Genomic DNA, 14,338 nt, shown 5'->3' on the forward strand with positions numbered 1-14,338 from the left:
CGTGCCGGCGAACCGTTGGCGCTCATGACCGATTCTGTCTCCGCTGGCGATCGCCGATTCGGCTTCACGGATGCCGAGCTCGTCGCGCATCCCACCGTGTTCGGACCCGACTTGTTCAAGGGCAAGGTGATCGTGGTTTCGGGCGGTGGCAGTGGCATCGGCAAGGCGATCGCCATACTCTTCGCCAGGCTCGGCGCGAATCTCGTCCTTTGCGGCCGCAAGCCCGAGAAGCTCGAAGCCGCAGTCGCGTTACTGCGTGACCTGGGCACTGATGTCGACGCCACGGCGATGAGCATTCGCGAACCGGAGGAAGTTGAATCGCTCATGGAGCGCGTATGGTCGCGCCATGGTCGGCTCGACGTCCTCGTCAACAACGCCGGCGGACAGTTCGCGCAACCCGCCATCGATTTCAGCATCAAGGGCTGGAAGGCCGTCATCGACACGAATCTTAACGGCACTTGGTACATGATGCAGGCTGCCGCGCGACGCTGGCGCGATCATGCCCAGGCGGGCAACATTGTGAACATCACGGCCACCATCGGGCGCGGATTGCCTCACATGGCACATTCGACCGCTGCCCGTGCCGGGGTCATCTACCTGTCGAAGACGGTCGCTGTGGAATGGGCGCCTCTGGGCATCCGGGTTAACTGCCTCGGAGTCGGCGCCGTAGAGAGCAGCGGCTTCGAGCAGTACACCGAGGAGGGCCGGAAAACCTTTTACGAAAGTAATCCCATGCGCCGTCCAGGCGATGTCTGGGATGTCGTCGAAGGTTGCGTCTATCTGGCCGGACCTTCGGGCAAGTTCATTACCGGTGAAGTCCTCACGATCGACGGCGGGCAGCAGATGTGGGGCGACTTTTGGTCGGCCGGCCGACCGGATTACTTCAAGATCGGCTAGTCACCTGTGGCTTGGATTGTGGTCTTGCCCGAAATGTACCGAGGGAGACAGTCATGAACGAGATCGTGGTCAACGCCCCCAACCGCTGGCGGCTCGAAACCCCTGGTACCGATGGCTGGGTGCGGACCGCAAGACCGGATGCAACGCGCAAGTACTTCTTGGTCTCCGCGGATTGCCATGCCAACGAGCCAGCAGATCTGTGGCTCAAGCGAATGGACCCAAAGTACCATGAGCGGCTACCGCGCGTGGTGACCGACAAGGACGGCGTGCAGTGGCGCGTATCTGAAGGTTACCGACCGGATCGGCTGCGGCTTGCCACTTTGGAAGGCGAGGACGCGGCGCGCAACAAGGCTGGTGCAGACGCCGCGGGGCGCATCGCCGATCACATCCGAGACGGCGTCGACGTGGAGCTGATGTTCCCAAACAAGGGCCTCGCCATGTGGGCCACGCCCGACGCTGAGTTCGCAATGGCGCAATGCCGAGCCTGGAACGACTGGGCGTGGGAGATGTTCGCCCCACACCAGGATCACATCGTTATCGCAGGTGCGATCGCGACCGGTGATCTTGAAGGATCGATCGCCGAGGTTCAGCGTTTGGCCAAGCTTGGTTTCCGTTGCCTCACTCTACCGTGCAAGCCGGTTTGGGGTGCGCACGACGTTAACCACGCGAACTACAACCTGCCACATTTCGACCGGCTATGGGCGGCTGTCCAGGACGCCGACCTGCCGATCACGTTCCACGTCTCGACCGGACGTGATCCGCGGGCTTCGCGTGGCAATGGAGGTGCTGTCGTCAACTACGTGTCTCACTCGCTGTCGCCGACGATCGAGCCTGTGGCAAATCTCTGCGCTTCCGGCGTGCTGGAGCGATTCAAAGGGCTACGGTTTGCGACCATCGAAGCCGGGATTGGCTGGGTGCCGTGGCTGTTAGGGGCGATGGACGAAGCGTATAAGAAGCATCACTTCTGGGTCCGACCCAAGCTGCAGGGTCTACCCAGCGACTACTACCGAGCCCACGGATTCGCCTCGTTCCAGGAGGATAAGGCCGGTCTCGATCTGGCCGAGTCGCATGGTCTTTCTAATAACTTCATGTGGGCAAACGATTATCCGCACCACGAGGGTACATGGCCGCATTCGGCAGAGGCAATCGAGCGCACCATGGGGCAGCTATCAGATACCAGCCGGGCCAAGATCCTCGGTCTCAATGCGGCGCGTTTCCTCAAGCTCGACCTGCCGGCACGCTATAGGACCTGACCTCGTGGCAACGGACGGTGTGTGCAGGAGCGACTAGGACCCGAAAGGACCGCGAAATGACCGAGCGCACGTTACGCGGCAAGGTTGCCATCGTCGGTATCGGCGAGACTACCTATTACAAACATGGCAAGTCGCCAGATCCCGAATTCATGCTGGCGCTGAAAGCGATCCTCGCCGCCTGTGCTGATGCCGGGATTGATCCGCGGAAGATCGATGGTTTCGCCTCCTACAGCAACGACCGCAACGATCCGTCGCGTCTCGCCGCGGCGCTCGGGTTGCCGGAGCTGCGTTTTTCCAACATGCAGTGGGGCGGTGGCGGCGGGGGTGGCTCAGGCGCCGTCGCCAATGCCGCCGCTGCCGTTGCCACCGGCGTGGCGGACTGCGTCGTCGTCTTCCGGGCCCTAGCACAAGGCCAGTTCCAGCGCTTCGGCGCGGCACCGCCGGGCGGTACGGCCTCTGGCGAGGCAGCGCTCAACGCGCCTTATGGCGTGATGTCGCCTGCTCAGCGCTACGCCATGCGCGCTATGCGCTTCATCCACGAGAACAGGATCGAGCCCGGCGCTCAGCGCGCCATCGCATTGGCGTCGTATCATCACGCTCAGCGTAATCCGCGTGCAGTAATGTATGGCAAGCCGCTCACGGCTGAGGCATACGATGCGTCGCGTTGGATCGTCGAGCCGTGGCGGCTGTTCGACTGCTGCATGGAAAACGATGGCGCCGCAGCGCTGATCGTTGTGCCGGCGGAACGGGCGCGCGACTTCGCCAAGAAGCCGGCGTATCTTCTAGCGGCGGCGCAGGGCTCGGAATACCGCAACGGAGCGCGCTGTCACAACGCGCCGCTCTATGCGACGTCCAGCTTTACCACGGTCGCGCCGCATCTCTACACCATGGCACATCTGCAACCCGCAGATGTTGACGTGGTGCAGAGTTACGAAAACTTCACCGGTGGCGTGCTGATGAGCCTGGTTGAGCACGGCTTCTTCACCGCCGAGGAGGCCAACGACTTCCTCGTCCCTGAGAACCTGCAGGCGCCTGGTGGCAAGCTGCCGCTCAACACCAGCGGAGGGAATCTCGCCGAGTGCTATATGCACGGGCTCGAGCTGCAAGTGGAGGCGGTGCGGCAGATCCGCAACGAGTCGACGACGCAAGTGCCCGATGCGCAGGTGTCGATGGTGATCTCCGGTCCTATGGTGACGCCGGTATCGAGCCTGATCCTGGGCAGCGAGGAGACGCTCCAATGACCACCGCGACTTACTTGCGGCCGGGCCTGCCGAGCCCGGTGGCCGAGAACGACGGGCTGGATGCGCCCTACTGGGAAGGTGCGCGGCGCGGCGAGCTGATGGTTCAGCGCTGCAAGCCATGCGGCAATTGGCAATGGGGACCGGAATGGATCTGCCACAAATGCCTGTCGTTCGATGTGGGATGGCAGAAGGTCGAAGGACGCGGGCGGATCTATAGCTGGGAGCGGCCGTGGCATCCGGTGCATCCCGCGCTCAAAGATCAGGGGCCATATATCGTCGTCCTGGTTGAGTTGCCCCACGCTGCCGGCATCCGAATGTTGGGCAACTTGGTCGGCGATCCGCGTCAGGAGGTTCGTATCGGTGCCGAGGTCGAGGCCGTGTTCGAGCCGCACAACGATGCCAAGCCGCCCTTCACGCTGGTCCACTGGAAGATCATTGGGTCAGGTTGAAACGGCTCCATGTTTGAGGAGAAGTGACGCGATGTTGCCCAAGAAAACGTTTGCCATGGTGCAGACAGGTCCGCGCAAACTGGAGCGTCGCGACCTGCCCATTCCACCAGTCAGCGCTGACAGCGCGATCCTCAGAATCGAGGCCTGCGGCATCTGCGGCAGCGATCACGAGCAATATGAAGGCGTGTTGAACACACCTTATCCGGTGGTCCCGGGGCATGAGCCGCTGGGGATCATCGAGGCGATCGGCGATACTGCGGCGAAGCGCTGGCGCGTCGACGTCGGCGATCGCGTTTGCGTCGAGACGATGCTGTCCTGCCACTGCTGCAGTACATGCCTTGGTGGGCACTATCATTTGTGCGACCGGCGGCAGATCTATTCCTATATCCCACTCACTGTGGCACCTGGAATCTGGGGCGCATACTCTCAGTATATGTATCTCGCGCCGAACGCGATCGTTCATCGGATCGACAAGTCCTTGCCGCCGGAAATCGCGGTCATGTTCAATCCCCTTGGCGCTGGGTTTCGTTGGGCGGTCGAGCTTCCGGGCACGAGCGTCGGTGATACGGTGATGATCTTGGGGCCTGGTCAGCGTGGGTTAGCCAGCGTAGTGGCCGCACGCCATGCCGGGGCGGCCACGATAATTGTCACGGGACTGGCTGCAGACGCCAAAAAGCTAGCCGTTGCACGTGCGCTCGGTGCTGACTACACGATCGACGTAGACAATGAGGACCCCAAGCAGCGCGTCCGCGAGATCACGGCCGGCAGGGGCGTGGATATAGTCGTTGATGTCACCTCTTACGCCACCCAGCCGGTACGCGGTGCGCTCGACTACGTCCGTCGGGGCGGGACGATCGTGCTGGCTGGAGTGAAGGGGTTCACCACGCAGGACGGCAAAAGGCGTCAGAAAACGGTGCCCGACTTCATTTCCGACATGGTCGTCTGGAAGGAGATTACCATCAAAGGCGCCATCGGTGTTCTCAGTTCCGGCTATCGCAAGGCGATCGATCTCATCGAAAGTCGCAAGGTACCGCTCGCGCTTATGCACACACATGATTTTGCATTAGAAGATGCGGATCTGGCGATCCGTACGCTCGCTCGTCAGGTAGATGGCGAAGGATCGATTCACTCTTGCCTGATCCCCCCATCTTGACGTTAGCGCTGAACCACAACCGGAAAAGAAGCATCATGGATCTACCGCCGCGTCTCCCGCCTTTCGATCAAGAGGTGGCCCGCCGTTTTCTCGACTCGGCCGCCCCTTCATCCGGTCTCCCGGAGTTCCTCGGTCTGCGCACCACGCTGGTCGAGCCGGGCCGGCTGCGCGTGGAACTGTCGGTGGCTCCGAAGCTATTGACGCGCTTCGGCAATATGCATGGCGGCGTGCTCTCGGCCTTGTGCGACCATACGCTCGGGCTAGTATGCTACCCTCACATGCAATCTGGCCAGTGGGCGGCCACCACGGAGTTCAAGCTGAACCTGCTCACGCCGGTCTCCTCCGGTACCGTGGTCGCTGAGGCGCGTATCATCGCCATGACCCGTTCTACGGCGGTGGTGCGGATTGATGTCGAGAATGACGGACGCGCCTGTGGCGCTGCTCAGGGTACAGTTCTGATCATGCAACCGAGGCCACCGAAATCCCAGGACTGACATAGATCTCGCCGTTTGGACGGCGACCAGCAGCGGGGTGCGCCAACGAAGCACGAAGCACGAGGCGCGATGGCTTCAGCTGCGTCCTGCCATCATGCGGATCGCACTGTAGGTTATCACCACCTCGTAGCGCTGGTTGACGATGTTGTTGATCGTCGTAACGATTCCCCGGTTCCCCTTGCTCGTTGGCCGGATGGCGGTCACTTCCACTTCACCGTGAATGGTATCGCCGACATTGGTCGGAGCGTGCACCTTTATGGTCGATTCCAGCATGGCGAGGCCGGTATGCTGCATCGTGGCCTGAACCAGGAGGCCTTCGATGAAACAGTAGCAGAGGGCGCCCGGTACGGGACGGCCCGCGATGGCACCGTATTGTTCGCTAAAAGTCACATCGGTGAAGATCATCTCAACCATCCCGGTCGCATTGATGAAATTCACCAGATCAGCCTCGGTGATGGTGCGATTGATCGTGCGGAACTTCTGACCGACCTTGAGATCAGTCCAGAACAGTCCGAGGCCGACGTAGTCCATGTGAATTCTCCCATATAGGCCTGGTCGAACGCGTGTCCCAAGCTTGACGATCGCGCGGACTCAGAGGCTTGTTGTCGTGATAGCCCTGATCGTGCGCGAACTTCAAAACCGTTTGCCTAGCATCATTTCCCATTGCAGCCTCTTGTCTGTGGGATTGAGCTTCGCGTTACGATGAATGTCTTCTTTGCCGAGATAATAGGTCTGGCGCTTCATAATTTTAAGGTTGCACATATTGAAATTCTAATGAATGTTCGATACCAATAATACAGACTAATGCTAGAGGGGAGCGGCGGCCAGAGTTGCGCGAGAATTTCGGCTTCAAGGAATTCTAGCCCGGATTGAACGCGGTCGGTTCATGCGAGTCCCGGCGCTACGTCAAGCACTGCCAATGCCGCAAACTTTGGCGGTCTTAGAGGATGTTCGGATACGCGCATACAGGGGCGCTAGATATGGAACGCACCGGATACTTCGACACTCTTGAAACACGTTCGGCCGAGGAACGGGAAATGGCGTTGGCCGCCGCCCTCCGGGCCCAAATCACGCATGCCAAGACCAATGCGCCGTTCTTTGCTGAATGGCTGAAGGACGTTGACCCAGCCGCAGTGACCGGCCGCGCTGCGCTCGCCAGACTCCCGGTGCTGCGTAAAGGGAATCTTGGTGCCGTGCAGAAGAAGAAACCGCCGATGGGTGGGCTGCTCGGTGTGCCGCTCGCGCAGGTCCAGCACATTTTCATGTCGCCAGGCCCGATCTTCGAGATCGACACCGTTGAAAAGGACTATTTCCGCGGTGCGCGGGCCATGTACGCGGCAGGTTTCCGCGCCGGTGATATCGTCCATAATACCTTCTCATACCACCTTACACCGGCCGGGATCATGATGGAGACGGCGGCGCGGGCGTTGGGCTGCATCGTGGTGCCGGGCGGCGTCGGCCAGACCGAGTTGCAGCTCGACGCCATCGAGGCCATCCGGCCGGTCGGCTATGTAGGCACGCCGTCGTTCCTGAAGATCCTTCTCGAGAAAGCCGTTGAGCTCGGGAAGGACATATCGTCGATCCGCAACGCGTTCGTCGGCGCCGAGGCGCTGCCGCCTTCACTGCGCCAGATGTTCCGCGACCACGGCATCTCAACTTTACAGAGCTACGGCACGGCCGATCTCGGTACGATCGCCTACGAGTCCCAGGCACTCGAGGGCATGATCGTCGATGAGGGCGTGGTGGTAGAGATCGTGCGGCCCGGAACCGGTGATCTCGTTGCCGACGGTGACGTTGGCGAGGTGGTCGTCACGACTTTCAGCAAGGCCTATCCACTGGTGCGCTTCGGCACCGGCGACCTGTCTACGGTGCTGCCCGGCATCAGCCCCTGCGGCCGAACGAATATGCGCATCAAGGGTTGGATGGGGCGCGCCGACCAGCGCACCAAGGTCAAGGGCATGTTTGTCGACCCAGAACAGATTGCGCTGATCGCACGCCGGCATTCCGAGCTGGGCCGTCTGCGGCTAGTCGTCGACTGGGTCGATCAGCAGGACGTGATGACCCTGAAGGCTGAGCTTGCGGGTGGCTCCACCGAGTTGGCCAAGTCGGTGGAAGACAACGTACAGAGCGTCTGCAAGGTGCGCGGACGGGTCGAATTCGTGGCGCCTGGCAGCCTGCCCAACGACGGCAAAGTGATCGACGATGTGCGCAAATACACCTGATCCAGCGAGGCCCTGGGGACGAGACGGTCTCCCCGCCACGACGCCGGTTCGACCTAGCCGCCGAATGAATAGGGCTGAGCAGTAAGCCTAGAAATGGCTCTGACGGACGACTTCGGTGGATGGGGTCGCGTGAAAGCGTGGAGGATGAAGATGGCGCAGAGTGATCTTCGCGGCAGGGTGGCGGTGGTAACGGGCGCCGCGAGGGGCCTTGGCCGCGCCTATGCGCAGGGACTTGCCAAGGCTGGAGCCTCCGTGGTCGTGCTCGACGTTTCGGATTGCGGCGATACCGTCCGCGACATTGAGGCGAACGGTGGGCAGGCGTTCGGCCGGCAATGCGATGTTGGAGACATGGCTAGTTGCCGCGCGGCGGCCGAGGATACCCTGGCCCGGTTTGGGCGGTTGGATGTGCTCGTCAATAATGCGGCGCTCTTCGCAACGCTCAAGTCGGGTCGTTTTGACACGATCGCCGAGGAAGACTGGGAAGCATGCCTGCGCGTCAACGTTACCGGCGTCTGGAACTGCTGCCGTGCGTTCGTGCCGCCTATGCGCGAACGAGGCGGCTCCGTGATCAACATTTCTTCGCTAGCCGCGACGTACGGTCTGCCCAACGCCCTGCATTACACGACTTCCAAGGCGGCTGTGATCGGCTTGACGCGCGGTCTCGCGCGCGAACTTGGCCGCTTCAACATCCGCGTCAATGCAGTGGCGCCTGCAACCGTTGAGACAGAGGGCATGAGCCAGTTTTTCAGCGAGAAAAAGGAAGACGCCGTGAAAGCTATCGTCTCTGGTCAGTCCATCCGACGGGTGCTTACGACGGACGATCTGGTTGGCACAATCCTCTATCTCGCTTCCGATGCGAGCTCGATGGTGACAGGCCAAACGATCGCCGTCGATGGCGGGACGGTCTTGCTTTAGGTCACACCAGTCTGTCTTCACTGCGCTTGGCGGTGGAGGCGTGCTCTCTCAATCATCTGACTTCTACCTCTTATGAACGGAAGTCCCGGTGCCGCGAAGCGAGGGGTGAATTTTGAAAGGATCGTCTTGACCGCTGTCGCCTTTCCGATCCCCGACGACGTCATCGCAGTGGCGGACGGCGTCGAAGCCTTCCTGCGCAGGGAAGTGTTCCCGCGCCACCAGCGCGATCATGCGCTGCTGTCCGATCCGCGCCGCACGTACGGCGAGGATGGCCGCTATGTCCCTGCTGTGGTCGACCATATCCGAGGCGTGCGTATGGCGGCAGCGGAGACTGGTTACTACTCGATGTCAGTCCCTGCGGAACTGGGCGGGGCTGGAATGGGCATGCTTGCCTACTTCGTCGTCTGGGAGCGTATCTATCGTCTCTGTGGCAGTCATAACTGGCTGGGAGCCTATACGGTCAGTCACTGGGCGTTCGGTCCCAGCCCGGTCTTGCTGATGGTAACGGACCGTGCACGCGCCGAAATTCTAACGGGCATGATGGAGGGTAGGACGTCGATGTGTTTCGGCATGTCTGAGCCCGGTGCCGGTTCGGATGCAACCACTATCCAGACGAAGGCGGTCCAAAGCGGGTCTGGCTGGCGACTCAACGGCCGCAAGATTTGGACTACCAACGCGCCGCAGGCAGACTATTGCATCGTCTTTGCCGTCACCGATCCTGAACGCGCATCACGCAGGGCGGGCGGTATTAGCGCGTTTCTGGTGCCGACGACGTCACCTGGCTTCACGCTGGAGAGTGTCATCCGTATGCATGGCTCGGTGGGCGGCAACGAGGGTTCGATCGTGTTGGAGGATGTGCAGCTCGAGCCGTGGCAGCTGGTCGGTGAACTGCACGACGGCTTCCGGATCGGATTGCTGGGCGTCTCAATTGGCCGCATCTACAATTCAGCGCGTGCCGTGGGACTTGGGCGCTGGGCGATGGAGATGGCGTTGCGCTACGCACAACAACGCGAGGCCTTTGGCAAGCCGATTGCGGAATACCAGGGCGTGACGTTTCCGTTGGCCGAGACGGCGATGGAGCTGCATGCGGCGCATCTGATGGCGCTGAACGCGGCGGCATTGATCGACCGGGGCGAGCGGGCGGTCAAGGAACTGTCGATGGCTAAGGCCTACGCAGTAGAAATCGGTGCCCGGGCGCTGGATCGCGCAATCCAGACTCATGGCGCCATGGGTTTCACTAATGAGCTCGGGCTTGTTCACGCCTGGCAGGACGTCCGTTCGGTCAACGTGGCTGACGGCACAAATGAAATTTTGCGTCGCACCATAGCGCAGCGCCTCCTTGCCGGGGATACGGAATTGTAGGTGTCGCAGCTGCCTCGTCGGATTCGCAGGCTTCGCTCATCATACAGGCGTGTGCTGCGCCTAGCCGTTGTTGAACCAATGTTTGCAAGAGAGGAAAGTAATTATGCGAATGAAGGGCAAGGTCGGCATCGTCACCGCTGCCGCCTCAGGAATGGGGAGGGCAGGAGCAGTTCGCTTCGCGCGCGAGGGTGCTGCTGTGGCCGTCATCGATCGGGACGAAGTGGGCGTCGCCGCCACAGTCAACGAGATCGTGGCCTTTGGCGGTACTGCGAAAGGGATCATCGTTGACCTCGGCGACGACGATGCAGCGCGCCAAATCGTCAAGGATGCCGCTAGCGCCTTTGGCGGCCTCGACTTTGTCTGGAATCATCTCGGCCATCCCGGCCCCGCTTCGGTTGAGGGTCTGGACTTGGCGGATTTCGACCTCGCGGTTCGCCTCAACTTGCGCTCTGTGCTGATCACCACTGAAGCAGCGATTCCAGAATTGCGCGCGCGTGGCGGCGGCGCGTTTCTTTTCACGGCCTCGACGTCCGGCTTGCATGGTTCGCCGTTCAGTCCCGTTTATTCTGCCATGAAGTTCGGAGTCGTTGGTCTGACGCGCTCACTCGCCAAGCGCCTTGCCCGTGATGGGATCCGCGTCAATGCCTTGTGTCCCGGCCCCGTAGATACACCGATGCTACGTGTGTTCGTCGCCAGGCCGGACCAACAGAGCACGCACGGTCTAGATCCAGATGAACTGATTCGCAAGCACGCCGGCATGACGCCTTTGGGTCGACCAGGCAGGCCTGAGGAGATTGCCAATGCAGCGCTGTTCTTGTTGTCCGACGAGGCTTCTTTCGTGACCGGCGCGGCTCTGCCGGTCGATGGTGGATCAACGGCATGAACTGGCTTGAGCTCGCGACGCAATTCGCGATTGGCACCTGCCAACCCGAACCGGGGAGTTCTGTTGCTGAACCCGCCGTCGCGCGCCCATGGCACCTACACGCGCTTTTCCCCCTGGCTAAACGAAATCCGTTCGTTCCATCGCATTGTTGCGAGGAGGGTGCATGGTTGCGCTGACGCTGGCAACCCTGGTTTATCCGGAGAACCCTGATGGAAGCCCATAAGTAAGTAGGAGGAAACTTGGTGATGACCAATGTTGTGGCCGAGCAAGTCAAGCCCGCAGCCGCTCATGAACCGATAAGGCGATATGACGCCATCATTATCGGTGCGGGCATTTCCGGAATGTACCAACTGTACCGGCTCAGGCAGCTCGGGCTCACGGCTCGTGTCTTCGAAACCGGCGATGGCGTAGGTGGCACGTGGTACTGGAATCGATACCCCGCGGCACAGAGGTGAGCGCTGATTTTCGCAAGAAGTATCCTAACGTCTCCGCCAATTACGAGGCTCTAAAGGCGAAGCTGCCAAAGTAGTAAACCTGAGCGATAGATAGTCAGGATGTGAGAACCGGGGAATTGCGAAGAGACCTGCGCGTCGAAACGCCATTCCCTCTTGTTCCTTATTGCCACAGGGTATTGATCGGCTGGTGAAATGCAGCTGAATCACGCTCGGGCCGTGCAAAGAAAATAGGGAAGTCAGGTCATGGGTGAGCAGAAGAAAAGACAAATGACGCTCGTGGCCTTCCTGCAGGCGCAAAACTGCTCAAACTATCCGGCGTCGTGGCGGCATCCGCAGACCATGCCCGATTTCATGTCCCCGCAGTACTACCAGCGCATCGCCCGCACGCTCGAAGAGGGCAAGTTCGACCTGGCGTTCTTCGACGACCGGCTGGCCATGCCCGACCGCTACGGCGACGACTACGAGGAATCGGTGCGGCATGGCATTCGAGTCGTGAAGATGGACCTGGTTTCCATCATGACGGCGATGGGTTTGGCGACACAGCATCTGGGCATCGGCGGCACGTACTCGACGACCTATTTCGAGCCGTTCCATGTCGCTCGCGTCTTTGCCACGCTCGACCTGATGATCGGCGGTCGCGCCGCCTGGAACGTGGTGACCTCGCTAAACGATTCGGAGGCGGTGAATTTCAGCCAGACCGAGCATCTCGAACACGATCTGCGCTACGACCGCGCCGACGAGTTCATGGAAGTCGTGCTGGGCCATTGGAATACCTGGGACAAGGACGCGATCTTGCTTGATCGCGAGAAAGGCATCTTCGCCGATCCCAAGAAGGTCCATCGCCTCGACCACAAGGGCAAATTCTTCCGTTCGCGCGGTCCGTTCACCGTGCCGCGCTCGCCGCAGGGCCATCCGGTCATCATCCAGGCCGGGCAGAGCGGTCGCGGCAAGACGTTCGCCTCGCGCTGGGGCGAGCTGATCTTCGTGATCTTCGCTAACCTGGCGCTGGGCAAGAAAATGTACGCCGATTTCAAGCAGCAGGTCGCGGCCGGCGGTCGCGATCCCGGCAAGGTCAAGCTGACGCCGGCGGTTTACGTCATCCCCGGCGAGACCAAGACCATGGCCGAGGAAAAGGCGGCGCTGATCGACAATCTGGCGCATCCGATGGATTCTCTGGCGCTGCTGTCAGAGGTGCTCAACTTCGATTTTGCAAGCAAGCCGATGGACGAGCCATTCACCGACGCCGAGCTGAAATCCATCGGCGGCCTGCAGGCCATGCGCGACCGGGTGATCCAGATCAGCGGCAAGGCCAACCCGACGACGCGCGACTTCGTGCAGTACAGCGGTCGCGGCACGATCCGCGAGGTTCCGACTTTTATCGGCACGCCGCAGGCAATCGCCGATCAGATGGAAGAGTGGTTCAACGGCGGGGCGTGCGACGGATTCGTCATTGCCGCGACCCACATGCCGGGCGCTTACGAGGATTTTGTTCGCCTGGTGGTGCCGGAGCTGCAGCGTCGCGGCTTGTTCCGCAAGGAATATCCCGGCAAGACGCTACGCGACACGCTGGGGCTTTCGGTGCCGGAGAAATCGGCCGTCGGCTGAAGTGCAGCGAGCGGGTCTGCCTGTTCGGCGGCCAGGATCATGTTGCGGACCAGCGGGCAGATCTTCTCCAGCCAGCGCTTGCCAGAATCGGCTTTTCAGTAAGATTTCGGCAGTCCTAGTACCTTTTCGGCAATGAAGCAGAGGATCAATTGCTCGCTGACCGGGGCAATACGGCAAATCATCACTTCCCGCAGATAGCGCTCGACATGAAATTCCTTGGCGTAGCCGTAGCCGCCATGGGTCATCACCGCCTGAAGACATGCATTGTAACCAGCCTGTGCCCCAAGATACTTCGCGGCATTGGCTTCAGCGCCACAATCCTTGCCGTTGTCGTAAAGCCAAGCGGCCTTGAACGCCATCAAGTTGGCGGCCTCAAGCTCCATCCAGTTTTGCGCCAGCGGGTGTTGAATTGCCTGATTCTGACCGATGGGACGGCCGAAGACGACTCGTTCCTTGGCATATTGAGCCGCTCGCTTGAGTGCCAGCTTCCCGATGCCGATGGCTTCGGCACCAATCAACACTCGCTCTGGATTGAGACCATGCAGAAGATACTGAAACCCCTTGCCTTCCTCGCCAATGCGATCCTCAAGCGGCACTTTAAGTCCGTCGAGAAAAACCTGATTCGAATCGACGGCCTTGCGGCCCATTTTCTCGATTTCGCGCACCTCAATGAATTTGCGGTCGAAGTCGGTGTAGAATAACGAGAGACCATCCGTCGCCCGCCTGCATTGGTCCTGCGGTGTGGTCCGGGCAATCAGCAGCATCTTGTCTGCCACTTGCGCGGTCGAGGTCCAGACTTTATGGCCATGCACGATATAACCGTTGCCATTGCGGTCGGCGCGGGTCGTCAGCGATGTCGTATTGAGTCCAGCATTGGGCTCGGTGACGGCAAAACAGCCCTTGACCTTGCCTTGGATAATGGGAGGCAACATGCGACGTTTTTGTTCTTCGGTTCCGAACACCACGATCGGATTGGGTCCGAAGACATTGAGATGGATCGCCGACGCTCCCTGCAAGGCAGCACCAGACTCAGCGACAGTCTGCATCACCAAGGCCGCCTCGGTGATGCCGAGACCTGCGCCACCGAATTCCTCCGGCATAGCAATTCCCAGCCAGCCGGCATCGGCCATTGCCTTGTAAAATTCCTCCGGAAAGCCGCCGTATTTGTCCTTCTTCAGCCAGTAACCGTCGTCGAACTGGGCGCAGAGCCGACTTACATTCTCGCGGATTTGCTCATGCGCATTGGTAAAAGCATAGTCCATCGATGGTTCCCTAGAATTGTTGACTATTGAGTGATTGCCTCGAGCGTTCTAAGCTTCTTCGCTAGGGCGACCACTGAGCGACCATTACATTCCCTCACTGACGATTTCGCGAAGATTGAATTTCTGCACCTTGCCACTTGGCGGCTT

The 14,338-nt window shown here is 60.5% G+C and carries 13 protein-coding genes and 1 pseudogene; 12 read left to right on the forward strand and 2 right to left on the reverse strand.

Translation table 11 applies throughout. The features are described 5' to 3' along the window. The first annotated feature begins 24 nt into the window (after positions 1 to 24). The 6 genes from LJ725_RS28070 to LJ725_RS28095 are packed head-to-tail and all read left to right on the forward strand — an operon-like array spanning position 25 to position 5,487. Complete coding sequence (locus LJ725_RS28070) at positions 25 to 897, forward strand: SDR family oxidoreductase (protein ID WP_068190648.1); 873 nt, start codon at positions 25 to 27, stop codon at positions 895 to 897. Between the two features lie 53 nt (positions 898 to 950). Further along, entirely contained in the window at positions 951 to 2,150 is a 1,200-nt protein-coding gene (locus tag LJ725_RS28075) for an amidohydrolase family protein (RefSeq protein WP_068190642.1), read from the forward strand. Between the two features lie 56 nt (positions 2,151 to 2,206). Next, positions 2,207 to 3,391, forward strand: a complete 1,185-nt coding sequence (locus LJ725_RS28080) for a thiolase C-terminal domain-containing protein (RefSeq protein WP_230554244.1) — start codon at positions 2,207 to 2,209, stop codon at positions 3,389 to 3,391. Then, on the forward strand, positions 3,388 to 3,840 hold the full coding sequence (locus tag LJ725_RS28085) for a Zn-ribbon domain-containing OB-fold protein (protein WP_082752399.1): 453 nt from the start codon (positions 3,388 to 3,390) through the stop codon (positions 3,838 to 3,840). The genes LJ725_RS28080 and LJ725_RS28085 overlap by 4 nt, the downstream gene beginning before the upstream one ends. Before the next feature lie 31 nt (positions 3,841 to 3,871). Continuing rightward, entirely contained in the window at positions 3,872 to 4,993 is a 1,122-nt protein-coding gene (locus tag LJ725_RS28090) for a zinc-dependent alcohol dehydrogenase (RefSeq protein ID WP_068199972.1), read from the forward strand. 35 nt (positions 4,994 to 5,028) lie between these two features. Then, positions 5,029 to 5,487 (forward strand): PaaI family thioesterase, encoded by a 459-nt coding sequence (locus tag LJ725_RS28095; protein WP_068199973.1) that lies wholly within the window; start codon positions 5,029 to 5,031, stop codon positions 5,485 to 5,487. 75 nt (positions 5,488 to 5,562) lie between these two features. Here the strand turns inward: LJ725_RS28095 and LJ725_RS28100 are convergent, their stop codons facing one another. Next, positions 5,563 to 6,018 (reverse strand): MaoC family dehydratase, encoded by a 456-nt coding sequence (locus LJ725_RS28100; RefSeq protein WP_230554245.1) that lies wholly within the window; start codon positions 6,016 to 6,018, stop codon positions 5,563 to 5,565. Between the two features lie 449 nt (positions 6,019 to 6,467). Between LJ725_RS28100 and LJ725_RS28105 the strand changes: the two genes are divergently transcribed. The 6 genes and pseudogenes from LJ725_RS28105 to LJ725_RS28130 all read left to right on the forward strand — a co-directional run bounded on the left by LJ725_RS28105 (position 6,468) and on the right by LJ725_RS28130 (position 12,929). Then, the gene (locus tag LJ725_RS28105; RefSeq protein ID WP_068190244.1) at positions 6,468 to 7,709 is read left to right on the forward strand and encodes a phenylacetate--CoA ligase family protein; all 1,242 of its coding nucleotides are present in this window, start codon (positions 6,468 to 6,470) and stop codon (positions 7,707 to 7,709) included. 150 nt (positions 7,710 to 7,859) lie between these two features. After that, entirely contained in the window at positions 7,860 to 8,624 is a 765-nt protein-coding gene (locus LJ725_RS28110; RefSeq protein WP_068190243.1) for an SDR family NAD(P)-dependent oxidoreductase, read from the forward strand. A gap of 126 nt (positions 8,625 to 8,750) precedes the next feature. Then, a complete protein-coding gene (locus tag LJ725_RS28115) occupies positions 8,751 to 9,986 on the forward strand; it encodes an acyl-CoA dehydrogenase family protein (RefSeq protein ID WP_230554246.1) in 1,236 nt (411 codons plus the stop codon). A gap of 109 nt (positions 9,987 to 10,095) precedes the next feature. Then, positions 10,096 to 10,869 (forward strand): SDR family NAD(P)-dependent oxidoreductase, encoded by a 774-nt coding sequence (locus LJ725_RS28120; protein ID WP_230554247.1) that lies wholly within the window; start codon positions 10,096 to 10,098, stop codon positions 10,867 to 10,869. 245 nt (positions 10,870 to 11,114) lie between these two features. After that, a pseudogene (locus LJ725_RS28125) lies at positions 11,115 to 11,318 on the forward strand (NAD(P)-binding protein); the annotation flags it as partial. A gap of 273 nt (positions 11,319 to 11,591) precedes the next feature. Further along, the gene (locus LJ725_RS28130; RefSeq protein ID WP_068190234.1) at positions 11,592 to 12,929 is read left to right on the forward strand and encodes an LLM class flavin-dependent oxidoreductase; all 1,338 of its coding nucleotides are present in this window, start codon (positions 11,592 to 11,594) and stop codon (positions 12,927 to 12,929) included. Positions 12,930 to 13,024: 95 nt separating this feature from the next. On the opposite strand, the gene LJ725_RS28135 is transcribed toward LJ725_RS28130, so the two are convergent. Further along, complete coding sequence (locus tag LJ725_RS28135; RefSeq protein WP_068190232.1) at positions 13,025 to 14,191, reverse strand: acyl-CoA dehydrogenase family protein; 1,167 nt, start codon at positions 14,189 to 14,191, stop codon at positions 13,025 to 13,027. Positions 14,192 to 14,338 lie beyond the last annotated feature (147 nt).

Source organism: Reyranella aquatilis (genome assembly GCF_020880995.1).
In the GTDB taxonomy this organism is placed as follows: domain Bacteria; phylum Pseudomonadota; class Alphaproteobacteria; order Reyranellales; family Reyranellaceae; genus Reyranella; species Reyranella aquatilis.